Source organism: Breznakia pachnodae, from assembly GCF_030814225.1.
Classification (GTDB): Bacteria; Bacillota_I; Bacilli_A; order Erysipelotrichales; family Erysipelotrichaceae; genus Breznakia; species Breznakia pachnodae.
Window position 1 is genome coordinate 242,380 of the sequence record NZ_JAUSUR010000001.1, and the last position, 22,196, is coordinate 264,575.

A 22,196-nucleotide genomic window follows, 5' to 3' on the forward strand; every position below is an offset into this window, starting at 1 on the left:
GAATGTTTAAAAGTTGTTATATTTTATTATAAGCATATAAATTATGAGCACATGAATTGTTGTTTTTCACTTTCAAACTTATAATCAAGTTATAGTTAAAACTTAGTTCAGACAAAAGGAGGAAGAAACATGTTTGATTTAAAAGGAAAAGTAGCAGTTGTAACTGGTGCTAGTAGTGGTTTAGGAAAGGACGCAGCAATTGCATACGCAAAAGCTGGTGCTGATGTAGTTTTATTAGCTAGACGTAAAGATCGTCTAGATGAAGTTGCAAAAGAGATTAAAGAACTTGGTGTAGATGTACTTCCAATTCAAATGGATGTTACAGATGAAGACAGTGTGAAAAAAGGAATTGATGAAGCAGTTGAACATTTTGGACACTTAGACATCTTATTAAATAATGCAGGTGTTGCTGTTCGTGGTGGAGTAGATTCATTAAGTGTAGAAGATTTTGATAAATCAATGGACGTAAATGTTAAAGGAATCTTCTTGGTAAGTAAATATGTAGTAGCAAATATGATGAAGAATAAATACGGTAAAATCGTTAATACTGCTTCAATCAATGCGGTTATTGCAGATAAGGATGATACATTTATTCGTCACTCATATAATGCAAGTAAGGCAGCTGTATTAGTCTTACAAAAGGTATGGCAGCATCATATGGTAAATATAATATTACTGTAAATGCTATTGGACCTGGTTTATTTGAATCAGAAATGACAGAAAATACATTGTTTAAGTCTGATGCATTCTTAAACTTATACAATGGATTAAACCCAATGAACCGTCCAGGTAAACGAGGAGAACTAAATGGAACAATCCTTTACTTCTCTAGTGATGCATCTAGTTATGTAACTGGTCAATTCATCATCATTGATGGTGGTATGTCAATCGTATAAGCAAAAAAAGTCCACCGAAGTGGACTTTTTCTTTAGAATAGTATCGCAGTAATACAATTCTAAATTGAAGGACAACCAAATGAAGGGTAATCGAGAAGTTGTCCTTCCATAATAAATAATAAAGATTTATGAATCTTTTTGTGAGTTTTGCAATGAGTCTTCACTTTTTTGCCATGAACTCACTTTTTCTTTTGGAAAAATCAATTCAACTTTGAACAAGTCCCCATCTACATAGAGATTCATTTCCCCACCTTGGACATTGGTAAAACTCTTTACAATTGCCAACCCTAATCCAGCACCTTCCTGATTTCTAGATTCATCACCTTGAACAAATCGTTCTGATAATAAATCAATATCCATTTTAATTTCCTGTTCTGAAATATTCTTAAATGATACTAACACTTCATTTTCAAGTTCACTAATATCAATGTATACCCTTGTATTACTTAATGCATACTTATAGATATTCATTATCAGATTATCAAATACACGATACGTCTTAATACTATCGAGATTTAACATAATATGATCTGAAGATGTATGAATCTTAAAATCAAGATGTTTATTATCGATACAATTCAAGTTCTCAAAATGCACCTGATTCAACAATGCAACAATATCAACCTCTTCTATATTCAACTGAATATTGCCGCTATTCGCTTTACTGACTTCAAATAAATCATCAATTAAACGTTTTAATCGTAACGCACTAGAATCAAGCGTATTTACGTACTCTTTCTCCTGTTCATTCAGTTTTTCAGCTTTCAGTAAATCAATATATGTAATAATCGTTGTAAGTGGTGTTTTTAAATCATGAGATACATTTGATATTAACTCTGTTTTCATTCGCTGTGATTTTACTTCTTCACCTACTGCTGTCTGAAATCCATCCTTAATTCTAACAAATTCATTCCCAAGTGATTGGAATTGTCCCAAATTTCCATTTAGTTCAACATCAAAGTTCCCGCTTGACAGTTTTTTTGTAGCATCTAATAGTCTGTGGTAATTTGCTCTCTCTTCGTCTATTTTCCGCTTTATTGTAATAAACAGCAATACCGTATAAACAGCTGCTAACAGGAAGCCAAATCCAGGAGAAATAACACACATAAAGATACAGACAAAATTAATAAATACAAATAATAACAGTTTCTTGTTTATGTCTTTTTGTATATCAAAACTAACTAACTTTGATATAAAATGTTTTATTTTTCTAACAACCCACAAAACACAAGTGTTATATTTAAAATATGAGAATCCATTTAAAATAATATACTTAAACATAAATATAATTACTGCCACATACTGGAATACCAGACACCACATCAATCCATTAATTGCTATAACAAGAACTTCATTATCGATTAGATGCTGGAATCCTGCTATCGCGATCTGATGATTACTGATACCTGCAATTAATGGAGTAGCATATAATAGAATACCACCCATCACTCCCAGACAAACAATCAATATCTCAAGTTTTACTTTCTTGACTACACGATAGATGTGACACTCTTCCAATATCTTAAGTGGGCACGCAAAGATATAAAGTGCCAATGCCGCGGCTGCCATAAGGAAGTATGGCAACAAAGCTCCCATATAATCCCATGTCAAGGTATCTGTTCCCCATCCATAGTATTCACTAGTTGAGATATTGTACTTTGGAATTGCATATGTAATCGTGGTATTTTTTATGGGCTTAGCACTCATAATAGAATTATAACCATTATAGTAATCTTCATAGTAAGAGCCTTCCTTTGTATACTTAGCAACATTACTCAATGACTCTACACTACCAATTTCTTTTGCAAGATATTCTTTTTGATGATCATACCCATCAATACTTCCTTCTACACTCACAGTTCCATTTTCATCAAAATGAACGACTAAGTATCCATGATAATCCTTTCGCCTATTTTGATTATTTCTTAGATCTGCTATATTTTCTGCTGTGTTCGTATAAATAATCGGATCACCATCAATTTCAATACTATAGTAGAGCTGGTCACTATTATCTATTGTATTAATGCGTTCCGTTAACATATCCATAATATTATTTTTCGTCCAGCTGAATTCATCTTTATCTTTTTTTAATTCATCATCAAACTCAAAATATTTCTCATAAAAGTCACTTTTATCAGTTGTTGTTGATAATAGTGCATATTCCAGACCTGGTGCTTCACTTACCAAATCTCTTATTAATTCTTTTTTATTTTGTTGTTCTATATCTTCTTTTACTCCATCATACTGAAACATCATGAATACTGAAAGTACTACCAGAATTAGAACACTTGATATTTTGACTATTTTTTTATTCATAATCTACCTCTTTTACTTTATTTGATATTTTCTATTTTGTATCCAATTCCCCAAACTACTTTCAAGTATTTAGGTTGCTTAGGATTAATCTCAATTTTCTCTCTTAAGTTTCTAACATGTACCATTACGGTTTCACTGTTGATTGCATCTTCTTTCCAAACCAGTTCATAAATCATATCAGTAGAAAATACTTTTCCAGGATGTTTCATCAGTAACTCCATAATCTGAAATTCAATTGGAGTTAATCGAACTAGCTCACCATCTACATATAATTCTTTTGTATCTAGGTTCAACTCTAACCCACCAACCTGATATCCACTAAATACTTCTTCTTTCTTACTGGCAAGTTCCATAAAACGTTTGTAACGACGCAATTGTGCAGCTACCCTAGCTAGTAACTCCATTGGCACAAATGGCTTTGTAACATAGTCATCTGCACCTATATTTAATCCAGTAATCTTATCGATATCTTCTGATTTCGCTGATAATACAATAATTGGAAAATCATATGTTTCTCTTACTTTCATAATCATTGTAATTCCATCCATAATTGGCATCATTACATCAACAAGCGCCAAATCAATTGTTTCCTTTTCAATGATATCCAATCCCTCTTTTCCATTTAACGCCTTAAACACTGTATAACCCTGATTTTTTAAATAAATTTCAATTGCATTAGCAATTTCTTTTTCATCTTCCACTATTAACACTCTATCACTCATATAAGTACCTCTAGTCATCATTATAGCTTTTAAATTCTAAGAAATACAGTAGTCATTTCTAAAGAATTTCTTAAGACTTTTATTTCTTGTTTCTGCAATTTCACAATATATGGTGCTTTATCTTATGCTGATAACTCTTTTTATGAAACAGAAATAGAATTATACTTATGGCTAGAATGATATATGTGCTCTTCATATGTAATAATTTAATTAGCAAATAGAATCCATTGGTAGGCAGTTGTTGAAAGATGTGAATGATAAATTCTTGAACACTTATAATTAATGGCTGGATGAATGTAGAAAGAATTTGAAGTGGAAATAAGAAGTGAATTATTATTATTATATTTCCTTTTATATTCATATTAAGATGAAATAAAATTATTGTTACCAGAATTATTAATACAAGAACTTTAATTAAACCTTTATATTTTTTCACCACGATATTCCTCCTACTGATTACAGTATAAGAATAAAATCAAAAGGAAACATTGAAATAATATATAAAAATAAAGAAAGATTTTTTAAAGAGTAACGTAAAAACTCCTCTTACTTAACATAAAAGGAGTTTAGTTATAATTATTTATTCATAAATGAATGTAGTGAATCAAGATTTAATAATTCATAATCTTTTAAGAACTCATATAACTGAGCAGCTATTTTCTTGCATCCACCTGCACTATTAGATTCAATATTCAAAGCAAGGATTGGATCATGTAATGACTTTCTAAGTAACAGCCATCCATTTCCATTTGTTTCATCAAATGAGAATCTTAAACCCTCATAGTTTTCTTTTGCCAATTTAAACTGTGGTTGTTTAGTTGGATACGTTTCTAAAGCACTTAATACTTTTTCTCCATACTCAGAGAAATCTGGAGTATTGATTTGAAAACGTAGTTCTTGTTCCTCAAGAGGATGTTTTAAATCTTTGATTAAGGTATCAATAGATTTTCCTTGCGCATGCATCTTTGCCGCTTTAATAACAATTTTAGTGGCAAGATAAGCACCATCATCCAAGAAATAGTTTTCTTTTAATGCCGCATGTCCACTTGTTTCAATTGCTAATTGAGCATCTATTCCTTCTGCGTTTAATTCCACCGCTTTGTTGATAACATTTTTATAGCCTCGTTTGAATCGCAGATGTTTTACCTTCAATACATTCTCTAAAAACTCATGAAGTTCATCACTTGTAACACTATCCGTAACAATTGTGGTTCCTGGATGTTCTTCGCATACAAGTGCAGCACTTAAAGCAACAATCGCATTTCTGCTAATTTCATTTCCATCTTTATCAACCGCACTGCTACGATCTACATCAGTATCAAAAATCAATCCAAGATCAGCATTGTTATCCAACACTGCTTTACAGATTGCTTCCATTGCTTCTTTGTTCTCTGGATTAGGGATGTGATTTGGAAACATTCCATCAGGGTCTAAGAATTGACTACCTGTTGTATCAGCGCCTAATGGCTGTAACACTTTTTCTGCATAAAACCCACCTGCACCATTTCCAGCATCTACAACAATTTTCATACCAGATAAAGGTGTATCAAAATTTGTTTTGTCATTCACTTGCTTACGAATCGTTTCAATTAAGAAATTTGAATATACTGATAATAAATCCTGTTGTTTAATCGATCCATTACCTTCTATATAATTTTCTTCTTTTGCGTTTGTGATAATTTCCGTTATATCTTTTTTATTTAATCCACCATCAACATCAAAAAATTTCATTCCATTACGGTTATAAGGTAAATGACTAGCTGTAATCATAATTGCTCCATCACTTTTGAACTCTTCAAATATCGTTGACATAAACATCGATGGTGTTGATGCAAGACCACAATCGTACACAACACATCCACTATCTTTCAATCCTTTGCAAACCGCTTGTTTCAAAGCATCAGCTGATATCCTTGAATCATGACCTACAGCAACCTTCAAATCTTGCTTGTCATACTTATCCTGTAAATAAGTTGCAAATCCTCTTGCAAACTGATAAACGATATCTTCTGTCAGCGTAACACTCTCACCTGCTACACCATCAACAGCAACTCCACGAATATCACTTCCATTTTGTAATTTTAATAAATCCATATGTTCACCTCTTTAGTCTCTCTGCCTATAATCATAGCGAAACCTTGATTAGAATGCAATTATTTCTTTCTTGCAACAATACAGATTGTTGAAGACTGTTCATCATCTTTCCCCCCTGTACAATCGCTATAAAAACTAATATCGCTAAATCCTGCTTTCTGAAATTCATCTTTTAGTTTCTTTTTATTGAATGCAGTGTTCCACAAGTTATATACTTTAATATCTTTATCATCAACAATTGTATACTGTTCAAGATAAACTTCATTATACTTTCTGTCTTTCTTGATACACACATAAGGATGTGAACGCCAAAATCCACTATCCTCGTAAGTTATCATTTCTTGTTCTTTGAAATTCTTATAATTATATTGGCTAAATACATCTAAAACAAAAATCCCATCTGGTTTTAGTGTCTCATAAACATTTTTTAGTAACCCATCACGTTCTTTAGGATTTAAAACCCCAAAGTCACAATAAATCATCATTGCTAAATCAAAAGATTTATCAAACACAGATTCTAGATAGTTCTCATATCGATAATCAATCTGCATCTGCTTGCTTAAAGCATTTTGCTTTGCATATTCGATTGAACGCTTGGAATAATCTATCCCTACAACCTTACATCCGAATGCAGATAACTGTTCTGCATATAAGCCTGGTCCACAACCTAAATCTAAAACATCTACATTTTTCTTGTTTTCTACTAATGAATATATCCACTTGGCAGATGATTCTATTGTTTTCATTGTTCTTGATGCTGATTCTAATGTTTCATCCAAATGCGCTTTCAACATCTGTTTTGAAATATGTTCATCATTCCAAAACATCTTTTCTCCTTGCTCATATGGCTTCGGATTTTTTCTATATATTTCTAATAATTTCTTGTTCATATTAACCTCCGTACTTGCAATGTATATCATAAAAAAACTGTGGAATTTATAAAACCAGTTCAACATAATCAAAAGATACTGAATGTCAGTATACGATTGATTCATGCTGCTGATTTTATCTTTTCCACAGAACATTTACATTACTGATTGTGTAATATCAAATGGTTGGACTACCTCACTCCATTTCTAATTATGATATACATTGCAACTCTATTATACATGTAAGTATCTGCAATGTCATCTACCATTACTCGATTTCTCTAATTGCGAAATAGTTATGATTATTATCTGCAAAGTTAAATGTTCTAGTTCCATTCATTTCGACAATTTCACCAACGAGAACACCTTTTCCTTTTAAATCCATATATGTCTGATCAAATGATTTACAACTAAACAAAATTGATGGAACACCTAAATTCATTTCTGGATTCATCTTTTCCACCATTACACGATTAAAAAATACAATTGCAGTATCTGCTCCTTCTCTTGGTAGCAGTTCTACCATATCTTTTGATTCACTAAGTTTCATAAAGTCAAAATTATTAATCCAAAAGTCTCCTGTAACCTTGGGATTATTTACATAAACAATTACTCTGCCAACTGCATCTATCATAAAGTAACCTCCCTTTCAAAAGAGTGAAAGAGCCTTCATCTAAATAAAGACTCTTTTAAGTAATCAATGGGATATTATATGTTAATCATCAAGACTTTCTATAAAATCCATCCATTCTTCTTCATTATACTTATCATACTTGTCAGCTTCATGTAAAATCTTTTTGATTTCATGCACAGCTCTTTTTTGCTCAATCCATGCTGTCGCTCGGTTATTCGTTTCGTCTAGTTTCTCCAATGTAGCATCTAACCTTACTATTTCATCAGCTATTTTATCTAAAACTTTATCTTCTTTCTTTTCATAATCTGCCATAAGTCTAAATCCTCCTTTTTAATGCAAATACCCAGTTGATTCCTTATGACATAATCTTATCACTGATGAAAAAGTATTCAATTTATATGCTTGTTTAAGTTAGTTCATTTTAATTTGAATCGATTATTCGTGTTTGCATATACAATTGCAAAGATAAGACTTCCTAAGAAAATTCCTAATCCAATTATATGAATTATAGAGTTATCCACTGATTCACCAGCAATTAGCAATACCAATCCCAAATCTGCTATTAGAAATATTTTACCCATAAATTTTGATACCGCCTTACGATCATATGTATTATATTCATTTTTTGACATGGTTGAAAACCCAGCAAGCAATCTGGTGCCTCTCCCACTGAATAGAACCATACTGTATATAAATAGAATAATTGCAGGAATACATTTATAAATCCAGTCCATACTATACTTCCTTATCTTTTATTTTATGAATTACATAATAAACTGGGATTAAAATAAGTAATCCTCCTAAAATCATAATTACTAAATCCTCACTCATATATCCACTCACAATTAATGACTCTTTACTATCTGAAACTGAAATGGTTGACAGGACCACTGCAATAAGTCCGCAGACACCTGCAGAGAATATCACAAATCGTTGTCTGTTCTCACTAAGAGGATAAATATTTTTATGAATCATCGATACGCTAAAAAAAGTTACAGCTGCCATAATAATTAATAAGTTTGCATGTACAACATGAAGAAAAATAATATCCATATCAAATAGAAATGTATATAGTAGTAAACATATCCCCACAAATAATAATGTTCGCTTAAAGATATCACCTCTCATTATTAATTCATATTCATCAAGTTTTTTCAGTTTCATATTAATCCTCCTCCCAGAATAATTCATCCAATGTTTTATTTAACACTTTTGCGACTTTGATGCAAAGCGTGATTGAAGGTGAATAGTCACCTTTTTCAATTGCATTAATAGTCTGTCTGCTTACACCAACAGCATCTGCCAAATCTTTTTGTGTTAGTTCCATTGCAGTTCGTGCAATCTTCATTTTTAAATTTTTTGCCATGACCTTACCTCAAATTAAATATAAATCTTATTTCTTTTTATGTCAAGTATATTTGACTTTTTATCAAATATACTTGTCTATAATTATATTTTGACTCTTTATGCAACTATTCAATGTATATCATTTATACCTTTTCTTTTAGAGTGTTATAATAATTAATATGAAAGAAGGAGGATGCAGTTATGAATAATGAACAATTAAATCGTATGCATACAGGTAAAGGGTTTGTAGCAGCACTAGACCAAAGTGGTGGTAGTACGCCAAAGGCATTGCTTCAATATGGTGTTGAAGAAAATGAATATTCAAATGATGAGGAGATGTTTGCTAAAGTTCATGAAATGAGAACTAGAATTATTACTAGCCCATCATTTACATCAAAGCACATTTTGGCAGCGATTCTATTTGAAAATACAATGGATCGTGAAATTGAAGGAAAGCTTACAGCTGATTACTTATGGGATGTAAAGGGAATCGTTCCGATCCTAAAGGTTGATAAAGGTCTTGCTGACTTAGAACATGGAGTTCAACTTATGAAGCCAATTACTGGACTGGATGTTCTGTTGAAAAGAGCAGTAGACAGAAATATCTTTGGTACTAAAATGCGCTCTGTAATTAAAGAAGCGAACGAAGAAGGAATCAAAGCAATTGTACGCCAACAATTTGAACTTGGTAAGCAAATTGCTGATGCTGGATTAGTTCCAATTTTAGAACCTGAAGTTGATATCCATATTACGGATAAAAAGGAAGCAGAAGTTATTTTAAAAAGAGAAATCTTTAAACAATTAGAGTTGTTGGATAAAGATACAAAACTTATGTTTAAACTAAGTATACCAAGCGAAGATGACTTCTATGCTGAATTAATGGATTATCCACATGTAGTAAGAGTAGTAGCGTTGTCTGGTGGTTATAGCCGTGAAGAAGCAAATGAACTATTGGCTAAAAACCATGGATTGATTGCTAGTTTCTCTAGAGCATTAGCTGAAGGTTTAAGCGCTAAACAAAGTGATGATGAATTTAACAAAGTATTAGCAAACTCTATTGAATCAATTTACAAAGCATCAATAGTGTAAGAAAAAGTGTTCCATAATCGGAACACTTTTTTATGAAAACTCTTTTCTATTATTTTTAATATAATTTTTTAGTCGGTTTGATAATATTTCTTTATGTTGATCACTATGATATTCATGATCAATATCGATAACATAGGATGTTTTACCGTTTTTCTTTTTGCCTTTTTGATAGTCCATTCCTTTTTCTAAATAAATTAAAGCATTTACCATTGAAGCATCATTAAATGCATTTACTGTCTGCGAAATTTCTTCTTCAAAATGCTCTAGAAAACTTAAAATCCCTTCATTCCCCGTTTGAACTGAAAATCTCATAATAAATACAAGATTGCGTTCTTTTTTCGTTAAATCAATATCACCATCATCTAAATCCATCGTATACCAATATAATTCATCTAAAAACTCAGTTGGATTCGATATTGATAAAATATAATCAATAGGTGAAGTAGTATTTGATTGTTGTTCTAAAAATTCAATTGATTCTTCTACAAATTCAGAACGTTCTACTCCATCAAATAATTTCTTTACTTTTCGCTCCATGTCCTTGTTACTGCCCATCTTGTAAACCCTCCTATTTAAACATCATAACAGTTTTTACTGCTTTTTTCCATTGTTCATAGTAATATTCACGGTTTTTCTGATTCATTTGTGGTTGATATTGTCTCTGTACTTGGCGATACTTAAGGATGTCTTCTTGCGAAGCCCAAAAGCCACTTGCCAGTCCTGATAAATATGCTGCACCCAATGCGGTTGTTTCCTGATGTTTTGCTACATCAATTGATACATTTAATATATCTGACTGAAACTGCATCAGAAGTTCATTCATAACAGCACCACCATCGACACGTAATTCTTTTAAATCACATTCACATTCTTGAATCATTACTTCCAGCACATCTCTTGTCTGGTATGCAATTGATTCTAAGGTAGCTCTAACAATTTCAGCTTTACCACTGCCCCTGGTAAGACCTAAAATAGCACCTTTTGCATCCTGATCCCAGTAAGGAGAACCTAATCCAACAAAAGCAGGAACTAAATACACTCCATTATTGTTTTCAATCTGTTTCGCATACTGTTCACTTTCTGCTGCATTCTGAATCATCTGCAGACTATCACGAAGCCACTGAACTGCACTTCCTGCCACAAATATTGAACCTTCAATTGCATAATCTATTGTACCATTCATTCCCCATGCAATTGTAGTAAGTAGCCCACTTTTTGATATCACTGGTGTCTGTTTCGTATTCATTAGCATAAAACATCCAGTTCCATAGGTATTTTTAACAATCCCTTTATCAAAACAACCATGCCCATACAACGAAGCCTGTTGATCTCCTACAAGTGCAGTGATTGGTATTTCGTGTTGAAAAAATGCTTCCTTATTAGTAACTCCAAACAATCCAGATGTATCTTTTACTTCAGGTAAAACACTCTCTGGTATCTGAAATAATTGCAATAACTCAATATCCCACTTCTTTTCAAAAATATTATATAGCATCGTTCTTGATGCGTTTGAATAATCAGTCGCATGATTACCAGTTAATTTCCATAAAATCCATGTATCAATTGTGCCAAACAACAGCTTGTTTTCGTCTGCCAACTTTTTTGCCTCTTCTACATGATCAAACATCCATTTAATTTTAGAAGCTGAAAAATAAGAATTAATAGGAAGTCCTGTTTTAGATTTCACCATTTGTTCATATCCCTGTTCAATCAACTTCTCGCAGATTTCATTGGTTTGTGTTGATTGCCATACAATTGCATGGTAAATTGGTAATCCAGTTTCCTTATCCCACAATACTGCTGTTTCTCTTTGGTTCGTTATACCAATAGACGCAACATCATCTAAATCAAGTTTATGATTTACTAATAGTCCAGCAACTAAGGTTTGAGTAACTTTCCAGATTTCTTCTGCATCTTGCTCCACCCAACCTGGGTTAGGAAAAAACTGTGTAAATTCTTTTTGTTCCATTGCACAAATTTCACTGTTCTTATTAAACAACATCGCTCGAATCGATGTTGTACCAAGATCTAGGGTTAAAATATATTGTTTCATTCATCCTCCTATCGATTATCTATTAATTACGTTTTCTCTATTTTTTATTTTAACATAGTAAACTGATTTGAAAAGATGTGAGTGGCAATATAATGAAATTTGTTATAATATACATAACAAGTATCTACTATAAATGGAGGTATAATATGAGTAAAGAAGTTGTAGAAGCATATATTGAAGCAATTAATAGTCATAATGTAAATCGACTTATCCAACTGATGGATAGCGAATATTGTTTCATTGATACCTGGAATAATAGCGAAGATAAAGAAACTATGAAAACTGGTTGGGCAGAATACTTTAAACTGTTTCCTGATTATCATATTGAAGTACGGGACCTACTGTATGATAAAGATATCTTCACAGTTTTTGGATATGCAAGTGGTACCTATAAGAACACTAATAATCATTGGCATTTACCTGCCGCCTGGAAAGTAATTGCAAACGATCATAAAATCTTACACTGGCAGGTTTACTGCAATGCAAAAGTTCCTCTTGATTGTATGAATAAAGAAGATCAAAACGCTTTTATTTATAATGAAAAGAACAATGACTAATCATCGCTCTTTTCTAAACATTGTTTCAATGTTATATTTGGTTGTAATGTATAACGTTCATCATCTAATAATGAAGGATATTTAATTAATTCTTCTTTTTTTATTTTCGTTAACCGTTTTAAATAATATTCTAACTTTGATGCTTCACTTCTGTTTTCAGCAGTCCACAACACTTCTAAACTAATGATATTTCTTGCACGTGTATATTTTGCACCTTCTTTTGTTTTATAATAATGTTCCTTCATTCGTTTTTTTATATCATTGGTAATGCCTGTATATAATGAATTATCATGACAGCGAATTATATAAATATAGTACATTTCCTACAATCACTAGAAATTTTGAATCAACTGCTCATTAAGTTGTTTAATAATTGCAACTGCCAATAAAACGGTATGATCAATATCTTCCATTGATATATATCCATAATGAGTATGTGCATAACGAGTAGGAATCCCTAAAACCAGACAAGGTACTCCCTGTTCTGATATATGAATTGCTGCGCCATTTGTTGAACCAGCTTTTCTTACAGCACATTGATATGGTAATTCAAATGCATTTGCTGTTGCTCTTGCAAGCTCAATTAGTTTTGGATTAGAAATCATCCCACTATCAATATAACGAATCTGCGGCCCTTTTTTCAATACACCTTGTGGATGAGCAATATCATCATATACATCATCTGCTGGTGAACCTTCAAATACAATTGCTAATTGAGGTTTTACTTTATTTACTGTAACTTTAGCACCTCTACACCCTACTTCTTCTTGTGAAGCGATTGCGCCTGTTACCTGTACTTGCAGTTCAGTATCCTTTAATGCTTTTAAAGTTTCTAAAACACAGTAACAACCGATACGATTATCAAATGCTTTTCCCATAAACAATCCGGTTTCTGTGATTTCTTCCAAATAAACTTCTGGAGCAATTGGATCACCTAATGTAATATGAAATTTTTCTTCAACCTCTTGTTTTGAAAATGCACCAATATCAACAAATATATCATCCAACTCCAATTTCCTTTCCCTTTGTGCACTACTCATAAAGTGTGGTGGACGTGAAGTTGTTGTACCTTTTACATATTTTCCATCTCTTGTTTTAATAATCACTCGATGTGCAGGAATATTACTTACTACCCAACCCCCTAGTGGAATAATACGCAGTAATCCATTATCTGTAATATCCTGTACCATAAACCCAACTTCATCGCTATGTGCATCCAACATTACAGTTGGCAGAGTAGTGGCTTCATTATAATTCAGATATACGTTCTTTAGTGTATCCTTCTCTACTGAGATTTCTTGAGCAAATTCATTAATTACTTCTATCACATCTTCTTCATGACCAGATGGACCAAATGCATTACTTAATTTCTTTACTAACTCTTTATTCATTGCAGTTCTCCTTATATCCATTTTACTATACTACTTATTTTATCATAATTGTAGAACTAGAAATACTTTTTATCAAAAAGAAAAATCACATATCACTGTGATTTCTATTATTTATTCACTAAATAAGGATCTTCGTTTATCGCTTTTGCTCTTTCATAAACACTATCATCAATATGACAATACCCTCTAGGATTTTTATCAAGATAATTTTGATGGTATCCTTCTGCCAATACAAAGTTTTTTAGTTTTTCCACTTCAACAACTATATGATCCTTATACTTGTTTTTTAATCGCTGTAGTGATTGTATAATTATCGTTTCATCATCATTATCAATATAATAAATTCCACTACGATATTGACTACCAATATCATTCCCTTGTTGATTGAGTGTTGTAGGATCAATTATTTCATAATATAAGTCCAAAATAAACGGTAATGAAATGATTTCATCATCATAAGTCAGTTCTACTGTCTCGGCATGCATTGTATCCTTAATATCTTCATAAGTTGTCCTCTTTGTAGTACCATTGGCATAGCCAACCCTTGTACTAACAATCCCTTTTATTAATCTAAAATACTTCTCTACTCCCCAGAAACAACCACCTGCCAGGTAAATTTTTCTTTCCATACTTATAGCTCCTTTTCTTCATTCTAACATACATATGCGCATTTCTATAGAAATATGGTAAAATGAAATCGGAGAATTACTATGAAAAAATATATACCTAAAAATAGTTTAAAAGGATGTTATAAAGAAAAAGGATTGTTTTCATTACCAACTGACTACATTGTATTTGATACTGAAACAACCGGAACGGATCCATATACATCCAGAGTGATTGAAATTGGTGCAATCAAATATCGTAATCTTGAAAAGATTGAAGAATTTAATATGCTCATCAATCCAGAAGAAGCAATCAGTTCGTTTATTACCCAACTAACTGGAATAAGGAACAATGATGTTGTTAATCAGCCAACCATTGATATTGTTTTAAAAGACTTTTATGATTTTGTAGGAAAACTACCTTTAATTGCTCATAATGCAATTTTTGATATTCAGATGATTGCTGGTGAAGCATATCGATGCGATATGTCATTTCTTCAAAATGAAGTAATTGATACCGTGCCTATGGCTAGAGTAACAATACCTAAACCTTGGGTAGAAAACCACAAACTCGAAACAATCAAGAATTTCCTTGGTTTAGCGAATGGTTCACACCGAGCACTTGATGATTGTGAAACCTGCAATTGCATTTATCAACTATACTATGACAAGAATACACAAAAAAAGTAATCTATGGGGAAATAGATTACTTTTTTTCCTTTCCTGTTCTTCCTAGCCCTGTAAAATATGTCAGATACCTTTCCTTCTTCCTTATTTTATTTTGAATAAATTAGATCTCTAGCCTATCTTCAATATATATCCAGTTATCTAGTTTATCCCAAATACATAACACAAATCATACCTTTCCTTTTATGATTAGCGTTCCTTTCCTTCTTCCTAAACCTTTCCTAACTTCCTATTCTTTCCTGTCTTCCTGAACCTTTCCTTCTTCCTAATTCGAATAAATCAAATAACTAACCTATCTTCCATCTTCCTTTAGTTGTTTAATCCACCTCAAATCTGTAAGTACAAACTATAACCCTTTCCCTGTATAGCCGTACTCCTTCCCATCATCCACTTTTTCCTTTCCTAACTTCCAATCCTTTCCAATCTTCCGTTGCCCTTTCCTTCTTCCATTCTTTGAATAAATTAGATCTCTATCCTATCTTCTTTGATATACCCCAGTTATCTAATTCATCCCAATTTAGTAACACGTATCATAACCCTTTCCTAATCAATATGATATGCGCCTTTCCTTCTTCCTTACCCTTTCCTACTTCCTAGTCCTTTCCATCATCCATTTATGAATAAATTAGATTACTACCTATCTTCCATCTTCCTAGTTATCTAGTTTATTCTAAAATCTACAGTTACCATCATGACCCTTTCCAAAAATACATGTGGTATTTAAACCTACCAAAATAGTAGGAATTTAGAATTAATTTTTTATCCACCTCTAAGTGGACTCAATTGACTCTAAATTTTTTGCAAACTTCCTTGTTTACAATTCTATATTAACACATCATTCTATCATTTCAACTATAATGCCTATCAATTTACTAGGAATTAAAGAATTAAATTTTACCACCTCATAATAGTAATAATTAATTGGTGGACTCCATGCTAATATAATTGTATATCAAGGTTGTAATTCTCTGTAGTTTTCCTCAACTACATTTATATTCTAACACATTAAATTCAAATTGCAACCCTAATCCCCTCTTTTTTAGTAGGAATTTAAATTTCTTTTATTTATGCTACTTTTAATGTGTACCTATACTATAACAGTGGCTTATTAATTACCAATAAACACTCTGTTAAGAAATGGTTAATTTTAATTAAAAACAGAAAAAACTCTTTCGTTTTGAAAGAGTTTTTTTCATTAAATGTAAATGATATCCACACTACCTAATGTTACATTTCCTTGGATTGTAACTGTATGTTTTCTTTCTTCTGCAGATAAATTTGAATGCTTTCTTGTTTCATCCACTCCACCAAGAGTTGCTGACATATTATTAATAATATTCCATTCTCTTGGAAGATATAGTTCAACACTTCCTAACTCACAATTAATATCTACAACAGTTCCATTCTCACTTGGTATGGCTTGGTCAAAATAAACTTGTAGTGATCCAAGTGTACATGATATTTTTACTCTTTGTAGGTTTGTTGAATAAAGATATTGCGAACTTCCTGACATTGTTGTACTTAATTCAACAACATCATCTGTTGCATCTCCGCTCTCATTACGACCGTGATGATCAAATGTACGTGTATATCTGCGTTTGTAGTTGTAATCTTTTCTAAAGATAATATATAGTCCCACTGTAGCAAATCCTCCTGCCCACATTAATGGCCAAAAACTTATATATTCACTAATTCCTAATACTGTTCGATTCATCCATACTACATATGCGATTGGCATAATAACTAATACCCAGTTTCGATTAGTAATATTACCTAATGCACAAATTAGTAAGAATACTGATATAATGATGTGAAATAAATTCACCTGTAAGTCAATAAACTGACCTACCACAATTGCTGCTCCTGCTAACAGGAAGAATAAACCCCATAATAGATTGGTTCCTTTTCTCATAATTAACTCCTCTCTTGCAACTTAAATCTAAGTGCTTTGTAATACATTCTTGAAACGTAAACTTCTTTATGGCTATGCCGGAATTGAACTCTACTGGATGCTGCGATATTCTTTTGAATCGAATAAACTTGCTGTACATTAATAATAGTCGACTTTGAAATCCTTAGAAATGTATCAGGTAAATCTTTTTCTAATTCATATAAGCGGTATTTTACCTTATATGCATCATCAACAGTATGAGCAAAAACTTCATCGCCATCTGTTTCAAAGAAAATAATATGTTCTATTGGAAAATAATACTCTTCATTATTTTTATAAAAGACCATTTGTTTTTTTGAAGAATTCTGGTTCAAAATATGCTTTTGAATCATTTGGATATCTTTTGTAATTTCTTTACATTTGATTACAACTACTTCTTCATCTAGGTCATCCACTATTTCAATAAGTATTTTCATTTCTTTCTCCTTACCAACATTATAACGGACTATTAAAATTACGCCATAGTTTTTCGCCAAGTGGTAATTTTTTTCCACTAAGTTGTCAAGTTTCCTCTTTTAAATTAAAAAAGTTGATTGTTTACCAATCAACTCCATCATCATATTGTTCGCTATTATTACCTTCCATGCCAACAACATCATAGTAAATACCAATTACTTCATCCTCACTCATAGCGTTTAAATCTAATACTGTGTACTCGCTGGTTACAGCAAGGATATGAGCAACCATGTCTTCCCTAGTCATATGAATGTCCTCCTATCTTATATCTATACTTATTATAGTAGGATTCATAGATATTATCTATTCATATACTTTAAACATTCTTTTTAATCATGGAAGCATACACATCTAAAGAATTATATAAGTTATCTAATAATGTTTCATCAGAAACCAATTCATCTGCAAGCTTGTCGAAGAATTGTTTTGATGCATCTAATACTTCTTTTCCTTTTTTACTGATCATGAAATATACGATTCTACGATCACTTTGTGAAACTTGCTTTGTCAGTAAACCTTTATTTGCCATTTTTCTAAGTGTTGGTGATACATTGGATGTAGGTTTACTGATAACCCTTGCTATTTCATATAAGGTAACCTTTTCCTTTGTATCTAAAATACTTAGTATTTCAATTTTTGCTGAACTCATTTCATGCTCTTCATAAAATCCTATAATTTTTTGATGCCACAAATCTTGTAAATTATTCATGATTGCATTGCATTTGATTACTTTTTCCATTTTCATAATACACACCTCTATTCATCTACTGTAATTATAATATATATGTTTAGGGACATTATTCACCTGTCATGAAACTAATCATAAATGCAATGAAACTCGCTAAATCTTATAAAATATAAAAAAAGCAGTGAGAATTTACTCATTGCTCTTTCTGCTTTCAAGTGATTCGTACTCTTTACGAGTAGCTACTGCTTTATATGCTGGACGAATAATCTTACCTGCATTGATTAATTCTTCCATACGGTGTGCACTCCAACCTGCAATTCTGCTAGTAGCGAAAATTGGTGTATACAGTTGTTCTGGTAAATCCAACATACTGTAAACAAATCCACTATAGAAATCGATGTTTGCAGAAACACCTTTATATACTTTGCGTTCTCTTGCAATAATTTCAGGTGCTAGTTTTTCAACTGCACTGTAAAGTTTGAATTCATCCATACGTCCTTTTTCTTTCGCAAGACGTTCTACTGACTGCTTAAATAATGTTGCCCTAGGATCACTTATAGAATAAACAGCATGTCCAATTCCATAAATCAATCCTGCATTATCAAATGCCTTCTTATTTAATAAATCACTTAAGTATTGAGAAACTTCATCTTCATTTTCCCAATCTTTTACTTTCTTTTTCATATCATCGAACATTCTGACAACTTTGATGTTTGCTCCACCATGCTTTGGTCCTTTCAGACTAGCAAGTGCAGCTGCCATGGCTGAATATGTATCGGTTCCTGATGATGTTACTACATGGCATGTAAATGTAGAGTTATTCCCTCCACCATGATCTGCATGTAAAACAAGTGCCAAGTCAAGAATTCTTGCCTCTAACTCTGTATACTTTCTATCCGGGCGAAGTAAATATAAAATATTCTCCGCTGTAGATAATTCCGGCTGTGGATTATGAATCACTAAACTGTTTCCAGCTAAATAGTGATTGTATGCATGATATCCATATACTGATAATAATGGAAAGAGTGCAATTAAACGAATACATTGAAGCAGTACATTTGGTACTGAAGTATCATCTGCTGCATCATCATAAGAAGCAAGTGTTAATACACTTCTTGCTAATGTATTCATCATATCCTCACTTGGTGCTTTCATAATGACATCACGAACAAAATTTGTTGGTAATGTTCTATATGTACTTAATAAATCTTGAAAATTCGATAATTCCTCTTTTGTTGGCAAAGCGCCAAATAGTAATAAATAAACCGTTTCTTCAAATCCAAAACGGTTCTCTGAGGTAAAACCTGATACCAGGTCATTTACATTAATTCCACGAAAGTATAATTCTCCATCGCATGGATGATTTTCACCATCTATTTCTTTGGATGAAACAATCTCGCTGATTTCCGTCAATCCCGTTAACACACCTTTTCCATTTAAATCACGAAGTCCCCTGTTAACTTTGTATTCTGTATACAAAGAAGCTTCTATATTGCTATTACACTGACATAAATCAGCTAATAATTGAATCTCCTCTGTTACTTCAGAAAAGTTTATATCTGACATAATCGTACCTCCTTTACGCTTTATTATACACTATTTTTTCGTGAAAACCTAATCGACATTTTCTGAAAGAACTTACAAAAAGTTACACCTAAGATGTAACTTTTTGCATTTTATTCTATTTTTGAAACCGTATTCACAGATTTATATTAGGTTTATCTATTCCAAATCTTATCAAGACGATCATCTATTTTAAAGTCTGCTCTTGATGGATTCCCCTCTGCACGATATATTTTTTTCTGTTTTATATCATAAATAGAAGCCCAGATTGTATCAAATCCTGCACCTTTTTTATATTGACACATAAATCCATACGTTCCTGATAATAAGTTTTTCGCAAACTCTATGGAATAATCATTCTTCGAAAGAGCTGTTATTCCTGTCGTATAACGTTCCTTTGAATGAATTTCATCTACTATATCTTTTACCTTATACTTTTGCATTGATTCACACATAAAGTCATTTGCTGATACTAAGAATGTTTTATTACCATCAGGATAGCGAAATGCTATCTCTTCACAGTTGCATTCAATTGCCACCATATCTCCACTTTGATCAACTGCAGTAATAATCTGTGAAGATGCAATTGGCAACCTTTTCACTTCATCAATTACTTCTTTTACAGTTTTACACTTCTCCAGAAAATAACGTACTAAGAATCCTGCATTGAATCCTGGTTTAATTTTGTGTGGGATAATAAAGTTTAACCCAACTGCTAATCCATATTCATTTACTCCATCTTCCATCTGCACCATTGCAGTACTGTTTGCAACAAATGCTAAACAATCTTCTAGCTGATAATAAGCACTTTCTGTTAGTTTTTTGATTACCGTCGCAAAATCACTGGTTCTGGCCATCATCGTTGTGCTGTCATCTTTAAACACCATCGTGGTACACCAATTATCATTGGTATAGCAGTACATACAAAATAACCATGCAGCAAACTTCTGACTGTCAATTCCCATTCCATCTGCCAGACCTATAATTTGCTGTAACACCTCTGGATAATACATTTCATATTCTTTAATACATAATAAACCAAATGTTAGTTGATCTTCTGGGAGTTTCGCAAACTCCATAATGTTGACACCATTTATTTTCATTAATTTTCCATACTTTAAACCTGCTTCATAATGGGTTCCTTTATATCTTGGATGATACATTGTTTATTCCTCCTTGATTTCAAACTAACATGATAAAAATTTAATGTAAACAACTATAAAAATTTCGACTTTTTTGGTAATTTAATTCAAAATAAAAGGAGGTTTTAAACCTCCTATAAACAAACGCCTGTTTGCGGATCACAACTGATTTTGTTCATTATTTTATTAATAAAATAACTTTGACCTGCAACTTGCTTTTCTACTTTTCCTTCATCAACTAAACGCTCTACCCATTCATCTACTTTATCTAGACTTCCAAGATTGTATGCCTGCATAATTTCTGCAGCAGCTAAACGAGGATGTTTCTCCATAAAACTTAATAAATGTTCATCGTTAATTGGTGGATGTAGTGGTATTAATTTACCATTACTAATCATATTGATTACTGAGACAAAGGTATCAAACTCTTGAAACCCTCGCAACATTACCTGTTGATTGTTGTACTTTACTAAGAATGTTGGAAAGCCTTGTACACCTAAGGCTTTACCTAACGCCATATCGCCTTTGAATGCACCTTCTGCAGAACCATTGTCCATATTTTCTAAAAACGCACTGACATCGAGTCCTGATGCATCTACCAGTGAAGTAAGTACATCTAATCTGCTAGTTAGTTTTGCTTCTGCAGCACTTGCTGCACGAATGTTATATAAGAATAAATCTGCCTTTTCCTGATCAATCTTTTGCGCTGCTTTATATGCAATGTTTTGTGGGTAAGATGATGGATAAGCATTAGAGAACAAAGCAAAACCGTTACTCTCAACTGGCATACCATGACGCTCAGCAGCTTCTTCCCAATGAGTAATAATCTGTTTATTGACACTTTCAATATCACTACCACCTATATCATTAGAGTCATCACGAAAGTTATGTATATCATCAACCAGACCTCCCATCACATATCGAATTTCTATATTAGGGTAATGCGTTTCTAGTTTTCGTAACACTGGTTCACTTCCCCAGCACCATGTACAGATAGGATCTGTAAAGTTTTGTATTATTATTGTATTTGACTTATCTTCTGCCATATTGTTTCCTCCTATCATAATAATTCTAGTTACATCATATAAGGAAGAGATATGTTCGTCCATGATTATGCTCATGCATAGAATATAATT

General features: G+C 32.2%; 24 protein-coding genes and 1 pseudogene. 4 read left to right on the top strand and 21 right to left on the bottom strand.

What is annotated here, in order from left to right; genetic code table 11:
• Positions 1-129: 129 nt before the first annotated feature.
• Positions 130-896, top strand: a pseudogene (locus J2S15_RS01250) (SDR family NAD(P)-dependent oxidoreductase).
• 126 nt (positions 897-1,022) lie between these two features.
• Here the strand turns inward: J2S15_RS01250 and J2S15_RS01255 are convergent.
• The 9 genes from J2S15_RS01255 to J2S15_RS01295 all read right to left on the bottom strand — a co-directional run bounded on the left by J2S15_RS01255 (position 1,023) and on the right by J2S15_RS01295 (position 8,897).
• A complete protein-coding gene (locus J2S15_RS01255) occupies positions 1,023-3,212 on the bottom strand; it encodes a sensor histidine kinase (protein ID WP_307404694.1) in 2,190 nt (729 codons plus the stop codon).
• A 17-nt stretch (positions 3,213-3,229) separates the two neighbouring features.
• Positions 3,230-3,934: a response regulator transcription factor gene (locus J2S15_RS01260; RefSeq protein WP_307404696.1), complete on the bottom strand. Its 705-nt coding sequence runs from the start codon at positions 3,932-3,934 to the stop codon at positions 3,230-3,232.
• A 576-nt stretch (positions 3,935-4,510) separates the two neighbouring features.
• Positions 4,511-6,028 carry a phosphohexomutase domain-containing protein gene (locus J2S15_RS01265; RefSeq protein WP_307404698.1) on the bottom strand — a complete coding sequence of 506 codons (1,518 nt, stop codon included), beginning with the start codon at positions 6,026-6,028 and terminating at the stop codon, positions 4,511-4,513.
• 59 nt (positions 6,029-6,087) lie between these two features.
• On the bottom strand, positions 6,088-6,918 hold the full coding sequence (locus J2S15_RS01270; protein ID WP_307404699.1) for a class I SAM-dependent methyltransferase: 831 nt from the start codon (positions 6,916-6,918) through the stop codon (positions 6,088-6,090).
• Between the two features lie 247 nt (positions 6,919-7,165).
• Positions 7,166-7,531 carry a VOC family protein gene (locus J2S15_RS01275; RefSeq protein ID WP_307404701.1) on the bottom strand — a complete coding sequence of 122 codons (366 nt, stop codon included), beginning with the start codon at positions 7,529-7,531 and terminating at the stop codon, positions 7,166-7,168.
• Positions 7,532-7,612: 81 nt separating this feature from the next.
• The gene (locus J2S15_RS01280) at positions 7,613-7,843 is read right to left on the bottom strand and encodes a hypothetical protein (RefSeq protein ID WP_307404703.1); all 231 of its coding nucleotides are present in this window, start codon (positions 7,841-7,843) and stop codon (positions 7,613-7,615) included.
• A gap of 104 nt (positions 7,844-7,947) precedes the next feature.
• The gene (locus J2S15_RS01285) at positions 7,948-8,265 is read right to left on the bottom strand and encodes a DUF3784 domain-containing protein (RefSeq protein WP_307404705.1); all 318 of its coding nucleotides are present in this window, start codon (positions 8,263-8,265) and stop codon (positions 7,948-7,950) included.
• Position 8,266: 1 nt separating this feature from the next.
• Positions 8,267-8,695, bottom strand: a complete 429-nt coding sequence (locus J2S15_RS01290; protein ID WP_307404707.1) for a hypothetical protein — start codon at positions 8,693-8,695, stop codon at positions 8,267-8,269.
• A 1-nt stretch (position 8,696) separates the two neighbouring features.
• Positions 8,697-8,897, bottom strand: coding sequence for a helix-turn-helix transcriptional regulator (locus J2S15_RS01295; RefSeq protein ID WP_307404709.1), 201 nt, complete (start codon positions 8,895-8,897; stop codon positions 8,697-8,699).
• 182 nt (positions 8,898-9,079) lie between these two features.
• Here J2S15_RS01295 and J2S15_RS01300 point away from each other — a divergent pair, with 182 nt between their 5' ends.
• Complete coding sequence (locus tag J2S15_RS01300) at positions 9,080-9,967, top strand: fructose bisphosphate aldolase (RefSeq protein WP_307404711.1); 888 nt, start codon at positions 9,080-9,082, stop codon at positions 9,965-9,967.
• A 30-nt stretch (positions 9,968-9,997) separates the two neighbouring features.
• On the opposite strand, the gene J2S15_RS01305 is transcribed toward J2S15_RS01300, so the two are convergent.
• On the bottom strand, positions 9,998-10,522 hold the full coding sequence (locus J2S15_RS01305; RefSeq protein ID WP_307404712.1) for a hypothetical protein: 525 nt from the start codon (positions 10,520-10,522) through the stop codon (positions 9,998-10,000).
• A gap of 13 nt (positions 10,523-10,535) precedes the next feature.
• Positions 10,536-12,020, bottom strand: coding sequence for a glycerol kinase GlpK (gene glpK, locus J2S15_RS01310; RefSeq protein ID WP_307404714.1), 1,485 nt, complete (start codon positions 12,018-12,020; stop codon positions 10,536-10,538).
• Positions 12,021-12,166: 146 nt separating this feature from the next.
• Between glpK and J2S15_RS01315 the strand changes: the two genes are divergently transcribed.
• On the top strand, positions 12,167-12,577 hold the full coding sequence (locus J2S15_RS01315; RefSeq protein WP_307404716.1) for a nuclear transport factor 2 family protein: 411 nt from the start codon (positions 12,167-12,169) through the stop codon (positions 12,575-12,577).
• On the opposite strand, the gene J2S15_RS01320 is transcribed toward J2S15_RS01315, so the two are convergent.
• From J2S15_RS01320 to msrA, 3 genes are all read right to left on the bottom strand, one after another.
• Entirely contained in the window at positions 12,574-12,897 is a 324-nt protein-coding gene (locus J2S15_RS01320; protein ID WP_307404718.1) for a GIY-YIG nuclease family protein, read from the bottom strand. The two genes, J2S15_RS01315 and J2S15_RS01320, sit on opposite strands and share 4 nt — an antisense overlap.
• Before the next feature lie 12 nt (positions 12,898-12,909).
• Positions 12,910-13,968, bottom strand: coding sequence for a M42 family metallopeptidase (locus J2S15_RS01325; protein WP_307404720.1), 1,059 nt, complete (start codon positions 13,966-13,968; stop codon positions 12,910-12,912).
• Between the two features lie 107 nt (positions 13,969-14,075).
• Positions 14,076-14,597, bottom strand: a complete 522-nt coding sequence (gene msrA, locus J2S15_RS01330; protein ID WP_307404722.1) for a peptide-methionine (S)-S-oxide reductase MsrA — start codon at positions 14,595-14,597, stop codon at positions 14,076-14,078.
• Positions 14,598-14,678: 81 nt separating this feature from the next.
• Here msrA and J2S15_RS01335 point away from each other — a divergent pair, with 81 nt between their 5' ends.
• Positions 14,679-15,263 (top strand): 3'-5' exonuclease, encoded by a 585-nt coding sequence (locus J2S15_RS01335; RefSeq protein WP_307404724.1) that lies wholly within the window; start codon positions 14,679-14,681, stop codon positions 15,261-15,263.
• A gap of 1,192 nt (positions 15,264-16,455) precedes the next feature.
• On the opposite strand, the gene J2S15_RS01340 is transcribed toward J2S15_RS01335, so the two are convergent.
• The 7 genes from J2S15_RS01340 to J2S15_RS01370 form a co-directional block, all read right to left on the bottom strand.
• Positions 16,456-17,172: a LiaF transmembrane domain-containing protein gene (locus J2S15_RS01340; protein ID WP_307404726.1), complete on the bottom strand. Its 717-nt coding sequence runs from the start codon at positions 17,170-17,172 to the stop codon at positions 16,456-16,458.
• Between the two features lie 2 nt (positions 17,173-17,174).
• Positions 17,175-17,627, bottom strand: coding sequence for a LytTR family DNA-binding domain-containing protein (locus J2S15_RS01345; RefSeq protein WP_307404728.1), 453 nt, complete (start codon positions 17,625-17,627; stop codon positions 17,175-17,177).
• A 121-nt stretch (positions 17,628-17,748) separates the two neighbouring features.
• Positions 17,749-17,913: a hypothetical protein gene (locus J2S15_RS01350; protein ID WP_307404730.1), complete on the bottom strand. Its 165-nt coding sequence runs from the start codon at positions 17,911-17,913 to the stop codon at positions 17,749-17,751.
• A 70-nt stretch (positions 17,914-17,983) separates the two neighbouring features.
• Positions 17,984-18,412, bottom strand: coding sequence for a MarR family winged helix-turn-helix transcriptional regulator (locus J2S15_RS01355; RefSeq protein WP_307404732.1), 429 nt, complete (start codon positions 18,410-18,412; stop codon positions 17,984-17,986).
• 132 nt (positions 18,413-18,544) lie between these two features.
• Positions 18,545-19,921, bottom strand: coding sequence for a citrate/2-methylcitrate synthase (locus J2S15_RS01360; protein ID WP_307404734.1), 1,377 nt, complete (start codon positions 19,919-19,921; stop codon positions 18,545-18,547).
• Positions 19,922-20,073: 152 nt separating this feature from the next.
• Positions 20,074-21,081 carry a C45 family autoproteolytic acyltransferase/hydrolase gene (locus J2S15_RS01365; protein WP_307404735.1) on the bottom strand — a complete coding sequence of 336 codons (1,008 nt, stop codon included), beginning with the start codon at positions 21,079-21,081 and terminating at the stop codon, positions 20,074-20,076.
• Positions 21,082-21,194: 113 nt separating this feature from the next.
• Positions 21,195-22,106 carry a DsbA family protein gene (locus tag J2S15_RS01370; protein WP_307404737.1) on the bottom strand — a complete coding sequence of 304 codons (912 nt, stop codon included), beginning with the start codon at positions 22,104-22,106 and terminating at the stop codon, positions 21,195-21,197.
• Between the last annotated feature and the right edge of the window lie 90 nt (positions 22,107-22,196).